A 19,655-nucleotide genomic window follows, 5' to 3' on the forward strand; every position below is an offset into this window, starting at 1 on the left:
ATCAAACCGTGGGATCAAACAGCTAGGCTCAGGACTCATAGCCGGTAAATGACGATTGCTGCGAGGGCGATGGCCGAGAGGAAGACCTTGGGGCAGCGAACATGCCGGGTCGCGACGCGCCTCCAATCCTTGAGCCTGCCGAACATGATCGCGATCCGGTTGCGGCGCTTGTAGCGGCGTTTGTCGTATTTCACGGGCGTCTTGCGTTGCTTTCGGCTAGGGATGCAGGCGCGTATCCCCTTGTCTTGCAACGCGTTTCTGAACCAGTCGGCGTCATAGCCACGATGTCCGAGCAGCCAGTCTACATTCGGCAGGCTGCTCCGCAGTGCCCGCGCGCCAATGTAGTCACTGACCTGACCAGCGGCCACGCCCCTTTTTCACGCCCATGCTGGTCGCGGTTCGGTGAACCTTCAGGTTGGTGGCGTCCGCTGACCGGCAGCGGTTAGTTAGTAAACCGTTGCCAGGCAACGGATCATCGACGCGTGGCTTGTCACGGGACTTCGGGAAGTAAGGCTCCAAGCGCGCCATCTGCGCGTCGGTCAGCCAGAAAAGGTCAGACATGTCACCGCTTTGCTTGCGGATGGTGAATCATGACGCTCCAATGAAATCAATGGTCCTGACCCGAGGACGCTCAACGATGAATGAGAAAGCGAGCTTGACCGCATTTCGAAATGTGAAAGCTGCGGGAAAACAGAGTGTCGGCTAGAGAAAAGTATCTTTGGTTCGGTTGCTCAGCAATTTTGACGTTCAGTGCGCCACGCCCGGATCACGCCCGATGGCGCCACTCTCCCGGGGTCATTCCGCTTTGGCGGCGAAAGGCCGCGACGAAGGCCGATGTGCCGCTATAGCCCAGCCGATGCGCGAGCTCGGTGCTGCTGCACCCCATCTGCACCCCTTCGATGGCCAGAACAAACCGCAGCCGGTCGCGCCATTCGCGCCAGCTAAGCCCGGTTTTCTGCTGGAACAGCCGCGAGAGCGTGCGTTCGCTGGAGCCGATCTTTGCGGCGAGGCGGGCAAGGTTATTCGCCTCGGCGGGGCGTTGCAAAAGCCGCGCCATCACCCGCGACAGGCGCGGATCGCCGCTACTGGGCAGGTGAAGATCGGGGCGCTCAAGACGCGACAGCTCGTCCAGCGCCACCCAGCCAAGGCGGCGTTTCTCGGCTGCGCTTAGCACGGTGGTGTCGCCCGGCTCGGGCATAAGCCTGCGACCGATCCCGCGCATCAGCGGCGTCGCCCGCAGCACCGTCGGCTCCGGCGGCATGTCAAGCCGATCCACGAAGCGCGGCGCAAAAAGGAAGGACTGGAATTCCACCCGTCCCGCGAGTTCGACCTCAGCCGTCGTGCCGACCGGCAACCAGATGCCGAAACGGTCGGGAATGAACCAGCGCCCCTTTGCGGCCTCCACCCGCATCAACCCGTCAAAACAAAACAAAGCCTGCGCCCAGCCCGGCCCTGCGGAGGGTTCAGGGCGCGGAACGCGATCCCCGATATCCAGCGTGCCCGACCAGACACGCGCGGGCATGGCGCGTGTGGGCGTTGCAGTGGCAGGCATCTCAGGGTCGGGCCTTGCCCCATTTGGCGGAAAATCGACATCTTTTGTCATTACGTCTTTATAGGACAAGGCGCCCAGTTGCGGTAGTCCTTTGCACGCAAATCGAAAGGACGCGCGATGACCCGCCTGAGAGAGAGTATCCTAGCCCTGACCGTGCTGATTGCCGCATGGGGTCTGCTGGCGCTGCCCGCAGGCATGTCGCAAGACCAGGGGATGACATTCGCGATCATGCTGGTGACGCTTGCCCTTTGGGGGACCGGGCTGGTGCCGGGCTATGTCGCCTCGACCTTCCTCTTTGCGTCCCTCATCCTCACCGGGGCGGCCGAGCCAGCCGAAGTTTTCTCGAGCTTCTCCTCATCGGCGATCTGGCTGGTGGTGACCGGCTTTGTGATTGGCGCGGCGATCAGCCATAGCGGTCTGGGCAAGCGCCTTGGTGCGCTCGCGCAGCCGCATTTGTCGCGCAGCTATCCGGCGCTGATCGCGGGGCTGATGCTGCTTGGAATGGCGCTTGGCTTTGTGATGCCCTCGTCTTTGGGGCGCGCAGCGGTGCTGGTGCCCGTGGGGATGGCGCTTGCCGATACGCTGGGGCTGAGCAAAGGATCGGCCGGGCGGACGGGCGTTGCGATCATCATCGCGATTGGCACCAATATGCCGAGCTTTGCGATCCTGCCCTCCAACATTCCCAACGTGATCCTCTCGGGCGTCGCGGAAAAGACGTTTGGAACGCATTTCAGCTACGGCCACTACCTGCTGCTGCATTACCCGGTTCTGGGCCTGTTGAAATCGGCAGTAATCGTGCTGCTTGTGCTCAAGCTGTTTCCCGCACAGATCGTGAAAAACGAAACGGCCAATCAGCAGATCCAGACCGGGGGGCTGCGACAGGCTGCGCTGATGGTGGTCCTGCTGATCACGCTGGCGCTTTGGTCAACAGATCAGTGGCACGGGATCAACCCGGCTTGGATCGGCCTCGGGGCGTCGTTGCTGCTGATGATTCCGCAGCTCGGCTTCGTGCCGCCGCCGGTGTTTCGCAGCTCGGTGGATTTCTCGATGCTGCTTTTTGTGGCCGGGGCGCTGACCCTTGGAACCATCGTCAGCTCTAGCGGCTTGGGCGCGCTGATTGCCTCCAAGGTGTTCGGGGTGCTGCCTTTTTCCCAAGGGCATGATTTCCTGAATTTCATGTCGCTCTCGCTGCTGGCGACGGTGACGTCGATCTTCACCACTATGGCGGGCGTGCCCGCCGTCCTCACGCCCCTCACGCCCGATTTGGCGCAGGCAACGGGGTTTTCGCAAGAGGCGGTGATGATGACGCAGGTCATCGGTTTCTCCAGCGTGCTTTTCCCCTATCAAGTCGGCCCCCTGATCGTCGCGATGGGCCTTGCCGGAGAAAGCACACGTCCTTTGCTGAAAGTCACGCTTTCCTTGTTCGTCATCACGGTTCTGGCGCTGATCCCGCTGGATTTCCTGTGGTGGCGCTTATTGGGCGTAATCTGACGCGGATTTGGGCGGATCGCCACCAAGCGTTGAAGTGTTTCGCTTTAAAGCAGAATTTTGCGACGGAACCAGCAGGGCATCGCTGCACGCAACATATCCGTCAGGGGTTTGGATAAAGCCACCGGACCCGCTTTGTGACCCAGGCTGATTGCATGTTAAGTGCTTGTCCGTCGAACGTGGCGCTCGTGGCGGCCTCTGCCAAGTTTGCCGCCACATCGGCGCGGCTTGCTTTGGCGGCCTTGTCCAGAGATCCTGCGTCAGAAACAGGCCGGTCTTGCGGGGGACACCGGCGATGAGGATGTTCATGGGCGCGAGAAATTCCTTTCCGTAAAATTACGCGGTTGGCACCATCGGCCCGGCGGTCCGGGTCGCGGAGATATAGCCTGGCTGTTCCTGCAAGACGGCCCAATAGGCCGCAACAGTCGGGTGTTCGGCCAACAGACCCACACGCTCCAGCAACGCGATGATGTAGGATATCTGGATGTCTGCCAGCGTCACCGTATCGCCGAACAGCAACGGCCCGTCGCCTAAGGCATGCGCGATGTAATTGAGGTGGATGTCGAGGGCTGCTTTCGCGTCGTCCGGGACGGGTTTGCCGCGGAACGCGGGCATGATCGCCCGCAATGCGACCTCGGCGAAGGAGGCCTCGACGTAGTCAAACAGGGCCTCGTGTCGCCAATAATCGACCGTGCCGCGCGGTGGCGTGTGGCTGTCGTCGTCAAACTTGGCCACCAGATAGCGTAGGATCGTGGCAGATTCAGCGATCATCTCGCCGTTGTCCTCGATCACCGGTGATTTGCCCAAGGGGTGAACCTTTGACAGCTCCTCCGGCGCGCGAAAGGCGTCCGTCCGATCATAGTCTATTCGGGTGCAGGGCTGGCCCAGATCGGCCAGCAGCCACAGGATACGGGTGGCGCGCGAGTATTGCAGGGCGTGCAGCGCAATCATGGCAAAAAGATCGCTTTCACGTTGACGAACTCCTTCATGCCAAAGCCGCCGTGTTCGCGCCCGTAGCCTGAATCCTTGACCCCGCCGAACGGCATGTTCGGATCGGCGGCCCCGAACGAATTGATGCGGACCATGCCGGTATCGAAGTGGTCTCGGGCCAGCTTTAGCGCGCGGTCTTCGTCCTTGCAAAAGATGCCGCCACCCAGACCGTAACGGCTGTCATTGGCGATCCGCATCGCGTCTGCATCGTCCTTGGCGCGGATAACGGCGGCGACGGGGCCAAAAATTTCGTCATCATAGGCTGGCATGCCGGGAGCTACATCCACCAGCACCGTGGCGGGGTAATAGGCCCCGGTGCGTTCGGGAGGTGTTCCACCGCAAAGGGCTTTGGCGCCCTTCGCCACACTGTCGTCGACCTGCCCTTTCACCGTGTCGAACTGATCCTCACTCGACAGCGGGCCAAGCTGGCTGTTGTCGTCCGTAGGATCGCCCATGGTGATCGCCTGCATCTGCTCGACATAGGCCGCGACGAACGTATCATAAACCTTATCCGCCACGATGAACCGCTTGGCCGCGACGCAAGTCTCTCCGTTATTGTAAAGCCGTCCCATGACCGAAAATTTGACGGCCGTCTCGATATCGGCATCCTCCAGCACGAGGTAGGCGTCGTTCGACCCCAGTTCCAGCACCGTCTTTTTAAGTGCTTTGGCGGCGATGGCACCAACCTGGCGACCGGCCCTGTCGCTTCCCGTCAGCGTCACGCCGCGTACAAGGGGGTGGGCGATCAGCGTATCGCTGATGTCGTGGTTGATCAAAACAACCTGAAACAGATCTTCGGGCAGGCCCGCATCGATGCACAGCTCGCGCAAGCGCAGGCCGGTGCCGGTGCAGATGCTGGCGTGTTTCAACACGCAGGCATTTCCGGTCATCAGGTTCGCCGCCAGCACGCGGACGGGCTGATACAGCGGAAAGTTCCACGGCTGGATCGAATAGATCACGCCCAACGGCTGATAGCTGACGACGCCACGCGACCCTTTGGGGCCGTGCGCACGCTCTTCGTCCGCCAGCGCGTCAGGGCCGGTCTTGGCGGTGTAGTCGAAGATCGCGGCGCAGATTTCGACCTCGCGCTTGCCGTCTTTCAGCAGCTTGCCGGTTTCGCGAGTCATCAGGGCGGCCAGTTCGTCCGCATTATCCCGCAGCTTCTGCGCGATCTTCGTCAGATAAGGCGCACGATCCGCGTGGGACAGGGTGCGCCACGTCTCAAAAGCGGCTTGCGCGGCCTCCAATTTTGCGATGGCCTCCTGCTCTGACATCAGCGGATAGGTCTTGATCGTCTCGCCGGTCGCGGGGTTTGTTGTGGTGATCGTGGACATGACGTCTCCTTGCGATATCTTTCGACCCAAACATGTGACTTCTGGGTGAGTTCCAGCTTCCGCTGCGTCAGGTAAAAGTCGCGTCAGGCCTGAAAGCGTCCTCCGTCAGGGCTCGAGTGACTGCCGTGTTCGGGGCGGACATTCACTAAGGCGCCCTGTTTCTCCAAACACCGATGTGTCCAGACGGCCCGTCCAGCGCGGCATTGCCAGCACAGGGATGGATGCCCACCCCGATTTCGCGCGCAACGCATCTCACGCGCGCCACCGAAACCCGCCGCGGGCTTGGTCATCACGGCGGGATCTGGCACGAAGCCCCCCACCGCCTCTCTCAACAGCAGATAAATTTCTACGCTTTAAGTAGGGCTTTGCGAAAGTTGGCGGGATCAGCCTGATAAGATGCCCCGGATTGCCCCCATCACACGCAGGCGCTCGCGCATGCGCTCAAGATGCCCTGCGCCGCGGGCTCAATCACGTCGCCGTGTCGATCGGAACCATGCGCCGACGAGGCAAGTTCCCCTCCCACCCAGCAATAGAGCAACAGGGCGCAAGCGCATGAACAGTCTGAAACGTAACATCCTTCCGCTCGCAGCCCTTCTTCTTACTATTATCGCCCTCACCTTGGCGCCGCTGAGCCTGTGGTGGCTGCTCATCTTGGTGCTCAGCCTGCCGGTCTTGGGTCTGGGAATTTACGACTATTTCCAGACACGCTGGACGATCACGCGCAACTATCCGGTCGCCGCGCGCCTGCGGTGGCTGTTTTACGATCTGCGCCCGTTCCTGCGGGCCTATATTGTTGAGGGCGATCTTGAGGGGAAACCCTATTCCTACGAGGCGCGCAATCTTGTGCATGAGCGTGCGCGCGGCGAGACCGACACCCACCCGTTCGGCACCGAGCGCGATGTCGAGAGCGAGGAATATAAATGGGTCAATCACTCGATTGCGCCCGAGTCCGATGCAGACACCGATCCGCGTGTGCTGGTTGGCAATGCGCAATGCGACAAGCCCTATTCGGCCTCGGTGCTCAATATCTCGGCGATGAGTTTTGGCGCGCTGTCTGCCAATGCGATCGAGGCGCTTAATATCGGCGCGAAACAGGGCGGGTTTTATCACGACACCGGCGAGGGTGGCCTGTCGCCTTATCATGCCAAACATGGCGGCGATATCGTGTGGGAATTAGGCTCGGGCTATTTCGGCGCGCGCGACGATAATGGGAATTTCGAGCCCAAACTGTTTGCCGATCAGGCCCAGCACGATCAGGTCAAAATGACCGAGATCAAGCTGAGTCAAGGCGCGAAACCCGGCCATGGCGGCTTGCTGCCCGCTGCCAAAGTGACCGAGGAAATCGCCAAGACCCGCAAAGTGCCCGCGCATGAAGACTGCCTATCGCCGCGTGGCCATTCCGCGTTTTCCACGCCCTGCGAGATGATGGAATTCGCGGCAAAAATGCGCGACTTGTCAGGGGGCAAGCCGGTCGGCCTCAAGCTGTGTATTGGCCAGCCGCATGAGGCGTTCGCCCTTGTTAAAGCGATGCAAAAGACCGGAATTTTTCCCGATTTCATCGTCGTTGATGGCGGCGAAGGCGGCACGGGCGCCGCGCCGCTGGAGCTGTCAGATCGTGTCGGGATGCCGCTGATTGACGGGCTGGTGATCATGCGCAATGCGCTGGTGGGCGCGGGTGTGAAAGACAAGGTGCGGCTGGCGGCCTCGGGCAAGGTCTATTCGGGCTTTGGTCTGGCGCATAACATGGCGATCGGCGCGGATTGGTGCAACGCGGCGCGCGCCTTCATGTTCTCGATCGGCTGCATTCAGGCGCAGCGCTGCCATCTGGGCACCTGCCCCACCGGCATCACAACACAAGACGCAGCGCGCCAGCGCGGGCTGGTGCCCCAAGTGCAAGGCGAACGCGCGGCGCGGTTTCACAAGAAAACGCTTGCGGCGCTGTCCGATATTGTCGCCTCGGCCGGGCTGAAACACCCCACCGATCTGCAACCCCATCACATCGTACATCGCATTGGCGTCACGCAGGGGCGCACCATCGACAAGGTCTATCCGTTCCTGCCGCCGGGCGTGTTGAACGACGACCCCGACAGCACCGATTACGCCGACTGGTGGCATGCCGCCGATCCCGACAGCTTCAAACCCAAGACCGATCTGGTCAGCCGTCGCGCCAGTCTTAAACATCATTCAGATCTGAAAGAGGCTTGATATGAGCAAGACCGTTTCCGAAATCGTCGCCGACACTCTGATCGAGGCCGGGGCGCTGCGCGTTTACGGCATCGTGGGCGATACGATTAACCATTTCACCGATGCGGTGCGCCGCTCGGATCTGGACTGGGTGCATGTGCGCCACGAAGAGGTCGGAGCACTGGCCGCCGGGGGTGAAAGCTATGTGACGGGCGAGCTGTCGGTCTGCGCGGGCACGGCGGGGCCGGGAAGCCTGCATTTCGTCAACGGCATTTTTGAAAGCCATCGCAACGGCGCGCCCGTGGTGCTGATCGCATCCAATATCGACCGCGCCGAGGTGGGTCTGGGCTTTCCCCAAGAGGTCGATCAAAGGAAAATCTACGAGCAGACCTCGGTGTTTTGCGAATATATCAGCCACCCAGATCAGGCGCGCCGCATCACGGCCCAAGCCGCCCAAGCCGCGCTGACCAAAAAGGGCGTGGCGGTGGTGATCGTGAATGGCGATATGTTCAAGGAAAAAGCCTCCGACGATCTGCATTGGTCGGTGCATCGCCCGCGCCCCGCGACGCGCCCGTGCGACGACGAACTCGATACGCTCGCCAGCCTGATCAACGACGCCAAACGCATCACGATTTACGCAGGCATCGGCGCGCGCGGGTCGCAAGACCAGATTTGCGCGCTGTCTGAACATCTGGGCGCTCCGGTGGCCCATACCACGCGCTCCAAGGAGTTCATCGAGCCCGACATGCCCAATAATGTCGGCATGACTGGCATCCTGGGCAATCGCGCCGGGATGGAGGCCGTGGGCGATTGCGATCTGCTGCTGTGTTTGGGCAGCGATTTCGCCTATACGCAGTTCTATCCGGGCAAGGCCAGGATTGTGCAGCTCGATATCGACGCAACCCATCTGGGCCGCCGTGCCCCGGTTGATCTGGGGCTGGTGGGCGATGTTGGCGATACGATCACCGCGCTGTTGCCACGGCTGGAACCGCGCGAGGCGGGCAAGCATCTGACGCGTGCGCTTAAACGCTACGCCGAGGATTTGCAGGGCTATCTCGAAACCGCCGAGGAACCCGACCCCAGCCTGATCCACCCTCAGGCGCTGACCGAGGTGCTGGACCGGCTGGCCGCCAAGGATGCGATTTTCACCGCCGATGGTGGCTCGCCGATGGTGTGGTTGCTACGCCATCTGAGTGCAAACGGGCAGCGCCGTTTCCTGACCAGCCTGCTGCACGGCACGATGGCCAATGCCTATCCGCAGGCTTTGGGCATTCAGGCCGCCTACCCTGACCGGCAAGTGATTGCGCTATGTGGCGATGGCGGGATGAGCATGTTGATGGGCGATCTGCTGACGCTGGTGCAGGAAAAGCTGCCCGTCAAGCTGCTGGTGTTTAACAATTCCTCGCTTGGCTTTGTCGAGATGGAACAGCGCGTCGAGGGGCTGCTCGATAACTTCACCGAGTTGCACAACCCCGATTTTGCCGTGATGGCGCGCGCCCTTGGCATGGCCGGGTTTCGGGTCGATGAGATGACTGACCTTGAGAGCGCGATGCTGGAATGGCTCGCGGCCCCCGGCCCCGCGATTTTGGATGTGAAAGTGAACCGGATGGAACTAGTCATGCCGCCCAAGATCGAGATGTCGCAAGTGACCTCGACGGCGCTGTTTGGCGTCAAAGCGGTGCTGAACGGACGCGCAGATGAGGTCTTGCAACTCGCGCGCAACAACTTCCTGCGGTAGCCATCTGTAGCACCCGCAGACAGTTTTAATCGCTCAGCACCAGCAGGTCACGCTCGGCCAGACTTAGCTCGACCGCCTCGCCGATCTGCGGCGGCGGCGTGTCGGGGGTGTTGAACGTATCCAGCGAGATCAGCGTGCCGCCAACATCGACGCGCATCCGGATCGTCGAGCCGAGGAAATGCACCTCGGCAAGGCGGCCCGCCAGAACTGTATCGCGCCCGTCCTTGCGGCCCAAAGACACAACCTCGGGGCGTAGCGCGAGATTGATCGTCTCGCCCGCCTTGGCCCCGTCCAGCGGACGGTTGAGCGCAATCGCCGTCTCGCCCACCGTCACCCCGCCCGTCTTGGCATCAACGACGGTGGCCGATAGCGTGTTCAACGTGCCCACGAACTGCGCCACAAACCGGGTCGTGGGGTGGTTGTAGATCTCGAACGGCGCGCCGGTCTGTTCGGCCACGCCGCCATTCATTACCACGACGCGATCCGACATCGACAGGGCCTCTTCCTGATCGTGGGTGACGAAGATCGTGGTGATGCCCAGCTCGCGCTGAATCTCGCGGATTTCCTCGCGCAGGCTTACGCGGATCTTGGCGTCCAGCGCCGAGAGCGGCTCGTCCAGCAGCAGCACGCGCGGCTGCACCGCCAGCGCACGCGCCAGCGCGACGCGCTGTTGCTGCCCGCCCGATAGCTGGAACGGATAGCGGTTGCCCAGCTTGGGCAGGCCAATCAGGCGCAGCATCTCATCGACGCGGGCCTTGATTTCCGATTTCGGGCGGCCTGCCACACGCATTCCAAAGCCCACATTCTGTGCCACGGTCAGGTTGGGAAACAGAGCGTAGGACTGGAACACCATGCCGATATTGCGCTGGTTCGGACGCAAATGCGTGACATCCTGACCGTCGATGCTGATCGCCCCGGACGAGGTCGTCTCGAACCCCGCGACCATGCGCAGCACGGTGGTTTTACCGCACCCAGATGGCCCCAGAAGCGAGACGAATTCCCCTTGCTCGATGGCCAGATTGAAATCTTTCACCACGTGATTGGTGCCGAAGGATTTTTCAAGATGCTCGATATTGAGAAAGGCCATGGATTACCGTTGTGCTTTCGTATGTTTCGAAAATCGGGTGACAAGCTGGATCAGCCCCATGCAGATCCATGCGATAGAGAAGGCAATCACCGCCAGCGCCGCAGGCTCGTAGGCCTTGTTGGCACCGACAAGCTGCATATAGGGACCAAAAGCGGGCCGGTTGAGCAGCGAGGCAAGAACGAATTCGCCGATGACGATGGCGAAGGTGATGAAGGCCCCTGACAGCACCGCAACCAAAACGTTGGGCAGGATCAACCGCGCGATGATCGTGAACCACCCCGCGCCAAGGCTTTGCGCCGCCTCGGTCAGTGTTGCCACATCCAGCGTGCGCAGCCCCGTATCCACCGCGCGATACATGTAGGGCAGCGACAGCGTCGTATAACCTAGCAGCAGCAAGAGGTTCGTGCCCGTCACCGATCCGGTCATCGGCAGGAAGGACGAGGTGTTGTAAAGCCGGATATAGCCGAAAACGATCACAATCGGCGGGATCACCAGCGGCAGCAACGTGATGAATTCGACCACTGGGCGCAGACGCGGCAATTTCAGGCGCACCCAATAGGCCGTGGGCACGACGATCAACGCACCGACGAAGATGGTAAAGATCGCCATGACGATCGAATAGGTGAAGGTCTCGCGAAATTGCGGATCGCTCAGCACCGAGCGGTAGGCATCCAGCGAATAGACCCCGCGCCGGGCGCGTAGCGAAAACTCCAGCGTGCCGATCAGGGGCAGCGCGAAATAGATGAAGCCAAAGAGCAGCGCGATGATGGACCAGAACCGTTGCACTCTCATTTCACCCACCTCTCGGAACGCACCCGCAACCAGACATAGACGAAATTCGCGATCCCCGTGATGACGATCATCCCGAACGCCAGCGCATAGCCCAGATGGGGGTCTTGCAACACATCGCCGCGGATCTGCGCATAAAGCATGATCGGCACAATCGACAGTGACGATCCCGTCAGCGCGTAAGCCGTGGCCACCGCCCCGAAGCTATTGGCAAACAGCAACGCCAGCGTGCCCAGCAACGATGGCCACAAGATCGGCAGCGCAACGATGCGCCAGTATTGAAACCCACTCGCGCCAAGGATCGAGGCGGCCTCTTTCCACTCGCGCTTTAGCCCGTCGAGCGCGGGCGTGATAATCAGGATCATCAGCGGGATCTGGAAGAACAGATAGGTGATCGTCAGCCCGAAGAAGCTGAGCAGATTAAAGCCGTGGGCATAGATATTAAAGCCGAACCACTGCTTGAGAACCACCGTCACCAACCCCAGCCGCCCCAAGGTGGCAAGGAACGCAAAGGCCAGCGGCACGCCCGCAAAGTTCGAGGCCACCCCCGAAAACGTCATGATCGGTCCGCGCAACCAGTTCGGCAGCCCGCCAAGCGTAACGGCGGCGGCAATGGCAAACCCGATCAAGCACCCAAACACTGCCGTCGCCAGGCTGATCTTGATCGAAATCCAGTACGAGGCGAGGATCGAGGGCTGAAACAGGTTCACCAGATTTTCAAAGGTAAACCCGCCATCAGCCGATCTAAAAGCGCCGACCACGATATACATCGTAGGCAAAAGCAAGAACAGGACGGCAAAGGCCGTAAACGGCACCATTCCGACCCATGTCAGCGGCAACCGGCGGCGCGCGGCGAGGGTGTCAGCCATATAGCGGTATCTTTCGAATCAAAGTGACCCGCCCCGCACCGGATGGCACGGGACGGGCTATTACGCTGAACGCCTTATTGAACGTTCGAGCCGACGACGCTGTCCCAGCCCGAGGTCACGGCTTCCTTGTTGGCAGCCTGCTCGTCAAGCGTCGGGAAGATCGCTTTGGCATAGCCCTCGGCGGGGGGCATCGCATCCAGCATTTCCTGCGGGACTTTGCCGTTCTTGGCCAGATCGTTAAAGCGGATCGGGTGGCAATAGCCCTTCAGCCAGCCAAGCTGACCCTCGTCGGAATACAGGTATTCCATCCACAGTTTCGCAGCATTGGGATGGGGCGCATAGGCCGAGATCGCCTGCACATAAACGCCGGCGACCACACCCGATTGCGGCACGACAACGTCAACAGGCGGGTTGCCCTTAAGCGTGTCACGCCCGGCCAGCGCGTTGTAATCCCACTCGATCACGATCGGGGTCGCGCCTTGGGCCAGCGTGCCGGTCTTGCCGATGACGGGAACGAAATTGCCGTTCTTGTTCATTTCGGCAAAGTATTTCAGCCCAGCATCGCCCGAAGCCTTGCCCGCAGCGCCACCATTGGCCACGCCTGCTGCCAGAACCGCCAGAATTGCTTGGTTCGAGGCGCGCGGATCACCTGCCAGCGCGACCGAATTGGCGTATTCAGGCTTGAGCAGATCGGCCCAGTCTTGGGGCACATTGTCGATCAGGTCTTTGTTCACCGCGAATGACAGCACGCCGTAATAATCGCCATACCAGTAGCCGTCCGCATCCTTGGCGCTGTCGGGGATCGTGTCCCAGGTCGACACTTTATAGGGCTGGATCAGCCCTTCGTCCTTGGCAGCGGGACCAAAAGACAGACCCACGTCGATCACGTCGGGTGCTTGCGGGCCTTTGTTGTCTTTGTTGGCACGGATCGCCTGAATCTCGTCAGCCGAGCCCGCATCGGGGTTCAGCTCGTTCACGGTGATGCCGGGATATTTGGCCTTGAAACCGTCAATCACGCCCGCGTAATTGCACCATGAATGGGGCAGCGCGATCGTCGTCAGACTGCCTTCTTCTTTGGCCGCAGCATAAAGATCATCCAGCGTGTCGGCCCAAGCAAAGTTTACGCTGGTCGCCAGAGCCACCACGCTTGCGCTCAGCGCAAGTTGGAATTTGGACGTCATATTGGTCTTCCCCCAGTTGTTATTCGAGCGCCCGTCCAGCTTTGCTGACGATAGGTCGCCCGAGAATATTGATCCGACACGCAGCGTTGTTCGTTTTTGCGTCGGGTTAGCCCCCGTTCGCGACACGTGCAGATCACAAGCACATGACCCCTACGGGCATCATGTGAAAGTCATGTGACAATAGGTTCGAAATTCGCGCGCACAAATCAACTGTTTTTTTATGATCGGTCAAATTTAGGCCCGCATTTCGGAGTCCCACAAACCAAGCGCCAAATTTCCAAGCGATTCCTTTCGCCGAAAGCCTCCGCCATAGAACTACGCGACAAGCGGTGCTAAACGAGCGGCGCGCGGGCCACGCCCTTTTATCACGCCTGCGCGACCGCATGCGCAACGGGGCAAATATTCGGAGAAAACCGGGACGATGACCGAAACAGGACAGCCAGAGACTCAAAAGGAATCGACGCTCGACAGCGCCGCGCGGCTGGCCGTTGCCCCGATGATGGACTGGACGGATCGTCATTGCCGGATGTTTCATCGTGCGATTTCGCGCAATGCGCTGCTGTATACCGAGATGGTCACGGCCCCTGCGGTCATTCACGGCGATCGCGACAAGTTGCTGGGCTTTGAGGCGCGCGAGCATCCCCTAGCGTTGCAACTGGGCGGCTCGGACCCGGCGCAATTGGCGCAGGCGGCGTCGATCGGGGCGGATTGGGGCTATGATGAGATCAATCTCAACTGCGGCTGCCCCTCGGATCGGGTGCAATCGGGCGCGTTTGGTGCGGTGTTGATGAAATCGCCCGATCTGGTGGCAGACTGCGTGGCCGCGATGATCGCCGCGCAACCCGTTGAGGTCACAGTGAAATGCCGCATCGGTGTGGATGACCAGACGCCCGAATATGTGCTGCCTGATTTCCTATCCAAAATCGCTGCCGCCGGGGTGCGCCGCGTCACGATCCATGCGCGCAAGGCGTGGTTGCAGGGGCTTTCGCCCAAGGACAATCGCGAAATCCCGCCGCTCGATTATGCGCTGGTGCATGCCATGAAAGCGGCATTTCCCCAGCTTCACCTCTCGATCAATGGCGGGATTGCCACGCTTGCGGCGGCGCAGGCAGAGCTGGCGCAGGGGCTGGATGGCGTAATGATCGGGCGCGCGGCCTATCATCAGCCGATGGAGGCGCTGGGGGCCGCCGATGCCGCGATCTGGGGCGATGGCCTCCCCGCCGATGCCTTCGCGGTGGCAGAGGCGATGAAACCCTATATCGCGCATCATCTGGAAAACGGCGGGCGGCTGCATCAGATCACGCGCCATATGCTCGGCCTGTTTCACGGCCAGCCCGGCGCGCGCCGCTTTCGCCAGATCCTGTCGGAAGGGGCCACGCGCGACGGTGCGGGCCTTGAACTTTTCGAGAGCGCATTGTCAGCCCCGCGTGAGCAGGCTAACGAGGCGTAACCTCTAGGAGTTTGCGCCCATGCCCGATCTGTCCCTGCTGTTGCCGCTTGTCGCGATCCTGATGGCAGTGGGGGCGTTCGCGGGCGTTCTGGCCGGGCTGCTGGGTGTGGGCGGAGGCATCGTTCTGGTGCCTGCGTTCTTTTACCTGTTCAGCGGGCTGGGCTATGGCTCGGATGATCTGATGCAGGTTTGCGTCGCGACATCATTGGCCACCATCATCGTGACCTCGATCCGCTCGGTATTGGCGCATAGCAAACGCGGCGCGGTCGATTGGCAAACCTTGCGCCAATGGGTAGTGCCGATTGCGATTGGCGCTGTGATTGGCGTGCTGGTGGTGCATCAACTGAGCACGAGCACGATGCAGATCATCTTTGCGATCCTCGTCTTTATCATTGCAAGCTACATGATGTTTGGCAAATCGAGCTGGCGGATTTCCGACGGCTTGCCGGGGGGCTGGTTTCGCGCATGGTTCGGGCCGTTGATGGGGTTTCTTTCGGTGCTGCTTGGAATTGGCGGTGGCTCGATCGGCACCCCCATGCAGACGCTGCACGGCGTGCCCATTCACCGTGCTGTAGCGACCTCGGCGGGGTTTGGCGTGACGATCGCCCTGCCCTCGGCGATTGGATTTCTGCTGACGCCGGTGCCTGATGCGCCTTGGGGGTCAATCGGGGCGATCAACATTCCCGCCTTCCTGATCGTGATCGCAATGACCATGATCACAGCCCCGATGGGGGCTGCGCTGGCCCATAAGCTGGATCCGAAAAAGCTCAAACGGGTGTTTGCCGTTTTCCTGATGCTGGTCGCGCTGAACATGCTGCGCAAAGCGTTCCTCTAAGACGCCGATTCGCTGTGTATATTGCCCAATTTTAAGGCAGCCTGACGCTCTAATGGGCTAGGCAGGCAGATCAAGCGGTTAATATTTAATTAAGGCTATGTAGCCCAAGCGGTCAGAATTTGGCCGCCCTCCTCACATTTTCTTGAGCCCCCCCCAACCTTGCGCTTAGGCTTGCAGAACAAGCACATAACTAGGCACTCCCCGACATCTTGTGCGCCGGGGTCGGACGCGCTCGCAATCGAGCGGCGTGGCTGAGACGTGCTGTTCTTCCAGTGGGGAGGGAGGACTATGAGTGAAGTTCCGCGCATTTTTGCGCCGTATTTTCCAGTGCGTTCCAAACAGGACCGTTCCAAGCAACACCGCATCCTGATCACCGGCGGCGCCGGGTTCTTGGGCTCCAACCTGAGCGAGCGGCTTTTGGCGGCAGGGCATCGGGTCATTTGCCTTGATAACCTGCTGACGGGGCGGCTTGAAAACATCGCCCATCTGCGCGGCCATCCCAATTTCGCCTTTGTAAAGCATGACGTGATCGTGCCGTTTGAAATTGATGGCTGCATCGAGCGGATTTACAATCTTGCCTGCCCGGCCTCGCCGCCGAAATACCAGCTTGATCCGATCCACACGTTCCAGACCTCGGTCATCGGGGCGATGAATGTGCTGGAACTGGCGCAGCGCAAAGGCGCACGGATTTTGCAGGCCTCGACCTCGGAAGTGTATGGCGATCCCGAGATCACGCCCCAATCTGAAAGCTATCGCGGGCAGGTCAACACATTCGGCCCGCGCGCCTGTTATGACGAGGGCAAACGCGCTGCCGAAACCCTGTTTCACGACCATTTCCACGCCTATGGCACCGATATTCGCATCATGCGGATTTTCAACACCTACGGGCCGCGCATGGACCCCGAAGATGGCCGCGTGGTGTCCAATTTCGTGATGCAGGCGCTGCAAGGCATGCCGATCACGCTTTATGGTGCAGGAGAGCAGACACGCTCGCTATGTTATGTCGATGATCTGCTGGATGGCATGCACGCGCTGATGGAAAACAACGATATCGGCCCTGCCCCGGTCAATTTGGGCAATCCGGTGGAATTCTCGGTGGCGCAAATCGCGCAGGTGGTCTGTGAGATGACCGGGTCGCGATCAAAGCTGATCCATTGCGATCTGCCCGTGGATGATCCACGCCAGCGCCGCCCCGATATCACGCGCGCGCGCACGCTGCTGAACTGGCAGCCCAAGGTCGATCTGCGTGCCGGACTGGTGCCCACCATCGCCTATTTCCAATCCCAGATTTTGGGCCAGCCAGCGGCGCAGGAAGCCGCCTTCGCATGAGTATCTGGCGTGTAGAGCGGGTGCTGGTCACTGGCGGCGCGGGCTATATCGGGTCGCATTGCTGCAAGGTGCTGACACAGTCCGGGCGGCTGCCGATCGCCTATGACAACCTCTCGCGCGGACATGCCGATGCGGTGCGCTGGGGGCCGCTGATCACCGGCGACATCCGCGACCCTGATCGTCTGGCGCAAGCGCTGCGCGATGAGCGCATCGACGCGGTGATCCATTTCGCCGCCCTCGCCTATGTCGGGGAAAGCGTGCGCGATCCGCTGGAATATTACGATGTGAATGTGAACGGCATGCGCACGCTTTTGGATGCCATGCTGGAGGGGGGCTGCAAGCGGATCGTGTTTTCCTCAAGCTGTGCAACCTATGGTACGCCCGCGCATCTGCCGATCACCGAAGACAGCGCGCAAAACCCGATCAACCCTTACGGGCGCACGAAGCTGATCGGCGAATGGATGCTGCGCGATGCGGCCAAAGCGCATGGGCTGCGCTATGCCGCCCTGCGCTATTTCAACGCGGCGGGCGCGGATCCAGAGGGCGATCTGGGCGAGCGTCACGCCCCCGAGACCCATCTGATCCCGCTGGCTCTTATGGCGGCGGCAGGTCTTGGTCCCCCGCTACAGGTGTTTGGCACTGATTACGCGACACCCGATGGCACCTGCATTCGCGATTATATCCATGTCAGCGATCTTGCGCGTGCCCATCTTTGTGCGCTCGATCACCTTGAGGGTGGCGGCGAGAATGTCGCGTTGAATTTGGGCACCGGTCGGGGCGCTTCGATCTTTGACGTGGTCGCGGCCGTCGAGCGCGTCACAGGGCGCGGCGTGCCGCTGCGATTTGGGCCACGGCGCGAAGGCGACCCGCCCGAGCTGACCGCCGATCCCACCCGCGCGGCCGAGCTGATCGGCTTTGCCCCCGCCTATCGCGAACTGGACGATATGATTGCCCATGCCGCGCCGTGGTTCGGGCTGAGCGCGCAAAACCAACGCGGGGTGGCCTCATGCTGATCCGGCGCGAAACCCGCAGGGCCCAGGCGCAAGGCCATCTCGCCCCGCTGCTCAGTTCCGCGCAGGCGTTGCGCTATCGCGCGCTGTTTGGCGCGTGGATTGTGGCGGCGGCGTGGTTCTGGCTTTGGTGGCTTGATCCGGTCCATGTAATCGGCTGGGGACGGTTCACGCTGATCACGGCAGCGCTCATCTGGCTGAGCGCAATGCAGGCCTATTTCCTGACCATCGCGCTCAATGCCCGCCGCGCGTCCTCGCCCGATCCCGACCCCGCGCGCTGGCGCGTCGCGATGATCGTGACGAAAACCCCGACCGAGCCGTTTTCCGTGCTGCGCCCCACGCTTGAGGCGATGCTGGCGCAGGACTACCCACATGACACATGGCTGGCCGATGAGGCCCCCGACGCCGCCACCCGCGCATGGTGTGAAACGCATGGCGTGCGCATTTCCAGCCGTCAAAACGTGGCCGAGTATCACCGCCCGACATGGCCACGCCGCACCCGCTGCAAAGAGGGCAACCTCGCCTATTTCTACGACCATTGGGGCTATCGCGACTATGATATCGTCAGCCAGCTTGACGCCGATCACGTCCCCCAACCCGGATATTTGCGCGAAATGCTGCGCCCGTTCAGCGATGACACGGTGGGCTATGTCAGCGCGCCCTCAATCTGTGCGGCCAATGCCAAATCCAGTTGGGCCGCACGCGCGCGCCTGCATTCCGAGGCCGCCTTTCACGGCATGTTGCAGGCGGGCTATAGCGGCGTGCTGACCCCGATGTGCATCGGCTCGCATTACGCGGTGCGCACGCGGGCGCTGAAACAGGCGGGCGGGCTTGGCCCCGATCTGGCCGAGGATCACTCGACCACGATGCTGATCGCTGCTGCGGGCTGGCGCGGGGTGCATGCGATTGATGCGATCGCGATTGGCGATGGCCCCGCCACCCTGCCCGATCTGGTGACGCAGGAATTCCAGTGGTCGCGCTCGTTGATGACGCTGCTGCTGGCCCATACCCGGCGCTATCTGCGCACCCTGCCGCTGCGCCTACGCGTGTTGTTTCTGCTGTGTCAAAGCTGGTATCTGATTTTCGCGCTGGTGATGGGCTGCATGTATCTGATGCCGATTGCCGCGCTCAGCTTTGGCACCCGCTTTGCCAATGTGACCTTCCCCGAATTTCTCGCCCATGCGCTGCCTGCGGGGCTGGTGCTGGTCGCATTTGCCTATCGTTTGCGCGCCGACGGGTTGTTGCGCCCCAAGGATGCAAAAGTGCTCGGATGGGAGCGGATGCTGTTCCCGATGATGCAATGGCCTTGGGTGCTTTGGGGCTGCGTGATGGCGATGCGCGACCGGATCAGCGGCCAGTTTGTCGATTTCCGCATCACGCCAAAGGGCGAGGCCACGCAGGCGAAGCTACCGCGAAAGATGCTGATGGTGTATGCTGCTTTGGCGATTGGCGCGCTGCTGCCGGTGCTTTTGATTGCGGATGCAGGCGAGGCGCGCGGGTTCTATCTGCTGTCGCTGCTGAATGCGGCGGTATTTGCGACGCTGCTGGCTTTGGCCATCGCCGAGCCGCTACGCCAAGCACGTCGCAATTGGGCCAGCCACGATCTGGCCGCGCAGTTTGCCACGCTGGCGGTGATTGGCGCGATGACGCTGGGCGCGCTGGTAAGCCGGGGCGAAGAAAGCCTGCACGCGCTGCTGATCGGGCTGGAACCGGTGCATCTGACGCGGGTGCAATATGTTGCCTCTGGCGCGGGGATGGGCGCGCCGGGCAAGGCACAGTTTAAAATATCTCCGGGCTGGTCAACACCCTGATCGGGCTG

At 61.2% G+C, this 19,655-nt stretch carries 15 protein-coding genes and 1 pseudogene; 8 read left to right on the forward strand and 8 right to left on the reverse strand.

Features of this window, described 5'->3' with window-relative positions:
* Positions 1–35 precede the first annotated feature (35 nt).
* Both DT23_RS19080 and DT23_RS11285 read right to left on the reverse strand, forming a co-directional pair.
* Positions 36–561: pseudogene (locus DT23_RS19080) on the reverse strand (transposase).
* A 205-nt stretch (positions 562–766) separates the two neighbouring features.
* Positions 767–1,552 carry a helix-turn-helix domain-containing protein gene (locus tag DT23_RS11285; RefSeq protein ID WP_162177231.1) on the reverse strand — a complete coding sequence of 262 codons (786 nt, stop codon included), beginning with the start codon at positions 1,550–1,552 and terminating at the stop codon, positions 767–769.
* Positions 1,553–1,669: 117 nt separating this feature from the next.
* Here DT23_RS11285 and DT23_RS11290 point away from each other — a divergent pair, with 117 nt between their 5' ends.
* Complete coding sequence (locus tag DT23_RS11290) at positions 1,670–3,043, forward strand: SLC13 family permease (RefSeq protein WP_038131316.1); 1,374 nt, start codon at positions 1,670–1,672, stop codon at positions 3,041–3,043.
* Between the two features lie 333 nt (positions 3,044–3,376).
* Here the strand turns inward: DT23_RS11290 and DT23_RS11295 are convergent, their stop codons facing one another.
* Positions 3,377–3,991 carry a glutathione S-transferase family protein gene (locus tag DT23_RS11295; RefSeq protein WP_038131318.1) on the reverse strand — a complete coding sequence of 205 codons (615 nt, stop codon included), beginning with the start codon at positions 3,989–3,991 and terminating at the stop codon, positions 3,377–3,379.
* On the reverse strand, positions 3,988–5,364 hold the full coding sequence (locus DT23_RS11300) for an NAD-dependent succinate-semialdehyde dehydrogenase (RefSeq protein WP_038131320.1): 1,377 nt from the start codon (positions 5,362–5,364) through the stop codon (positions 3,988–3,990). The genes DT23_RS11295 and DT23_RS11300 overlap by 4 nt, the downstream gene beginning before the upstream one ends.
* A 552-nt stretch (positions 5,365–5,916) precedes the next feature.
* Between DT23_RS11300 and DT23_RS11305 the strand changes: the two genes are divergently transcribed.
* Complete coding sequence (locus tag DT23_RS11305; RefSeq protein ID WP_038131322.1) at positions 5,917–7,569, forward strand: FMN-binding glutamate synthase family protein; 1,653 nt, start codon at positions 5,917–5,919, stop codon at positions 7,567–7,569.
* A 1-nt stretch (position 7,570) separates the two neighbouring features.
* Complete coding sequence (locus DT23_RS11310) at positions 7,571–9,286, forward strand: thiamine pyrophosphate-dependent enzyme (protein WP_038131325.1); 1,716 nt, start codon at positions 7,571–7,573, stop codon at positions 9,284–9,286.
* Between the two features lie 25 nt (positions 9,287–9,311).
* On the opposite strand, the gene DT23_RS11315 is transcribed toward DT23_RS11310, so the two are convergent.
* The 4 genes from DT23_RS11315 to DT23_RS11330 all read right to left on the reverse strand — a co-directional run bounded on the left by DT23_RS11315 (position 9,312) and on the right by DT23_RS11330 (position 13,212).
* The gene (locus tag DT23_RS11315) at positions 9,312–10,373 is read right to left on the reverse strand and encodes an ABC transporter ATP-binding protein (RefSeq protein WP_038131327.1); all 1,062 of its coding nucleotides are present in this window, start codon (positions 10,371–10,373) and stop codon (positions 9,312–9,314) included.
* A 3-nt stretch (positions 10,374–10,376) separates the two neighbouring features.
* Positions 10,377–11,165: an ABC transporter permease gene (locus DT23_RS11320; protein WP_038131329.1), complete on the reverse strand. Its 789-nt coding sequence runs from the start codon at positions 11,163–11,165 to the stop codon at positions 10,377–10,379.
* The gene (locus DT23_RS11325; RefSeq protein WP_038131330.1) at positions 11,162–12,031 is read right to left on the reverse strand and encodes an ABC transporter permease; all 870 of its coding nucleotides are present in this window, start codon (positions 12,029–12,031) and stop codon (positions 11,162–11,164) included. The genes DT23_RS11320 and DT23_RS11325 overlap by 4 nt, the downstream gene beginning before the upstream one ends.
* A 74-nt stretch (positions 12,032–12,105) precedes the next feature.
* Positions 12,106–13,212, reverse strand: coding sequence for an ABC transporter substrate-binding protein (locus DT23_RS11330; protein WP_038131331.1), 1,107 nt, complete (start codon positions 13,210–13,212; stop codon positions 12,106–12,108).
* Between the two features lie 421 nt (positions 13,213–13,633).
* On the opposite strand from DT23_RS11330, the gene dusA reads away from it, so the two are divergent.
* From dusA to DT23_RS11355, 5 genes are all read left to right on the forward strand, one after another.
* A complete protein-coding gene (gene dusA / locus DT23_RS11335; protein WP_051697239.1) occupies positions 13,634–14,662 on the forward strand; it encodes a tRNA dihydrouridine(20/20a) synthase DusA in 1,029 nt (342 codons plus the stop codon).
* Positions 14,663–14,681: 19 nt separating this feature from the next.
* Entirely contained in the window at positions 14,682–15,497 is an 816-nt protein-coding gene (locus DT23_RS11340; RefSeq protein WP_038131333.1) for a sulfite exporter TauE/SafE family protein, read from the forward strand.
* Between the two features lie 288 nt (positions 15,498–15,785).
* Positions 15,786–16,826, forward strand: a complete 1,041-nt coding sequence (locus DT23_RS11345) for a UDP-glucuronic acid decarboxylase family protein (protein WP_081847128.1) — start codon at positions 15,786–15,788, stop codon at positions 16,824–16,826.
* Positions 16,823–17,839: a UDP-glucose 4-epimerase GalE gene (galE, locus tag DT23_RS11350; RefSeq protein WP_038131334.1), complete on the forward strand. Its 1,017-nt coding sequence runs from the start codon at positions 16,823–16,825 to the stop codon at positions 17,837–17,839. Before DT23_RS11345 ends, galE begins: the two co-directional genes overlap by 4 nt.
* Positions 17,833–19,647 carry a glycosyltransferase family 2 protein gene (locus tag DT23_RS11355; RefSeq protein WP_051697240.1) on the forward strand — a complete coding sequence of 605 codons (1,815 nt, stop codon included), beginning with the start codon at positions 17,833–17,835 and terminating at the stop codon, positions 19,645–19,647. The genes galE and DT23_RS11355 overlap by 7 nt, the downstream gene beginning before the upstream one ends.
* Positions 19,648–19,655 lie beyond the last annotated feature (8 nt).

It is taken from the genome of Thioclava indica (assembly GCF_000714545.1).
Classification (GTDB): Bacteria; Pseudomonadota; Alphaproteobacteria; order Rhodobacterales; family Rhodobacteraceae; genus Thioclava; species Thioclava indica.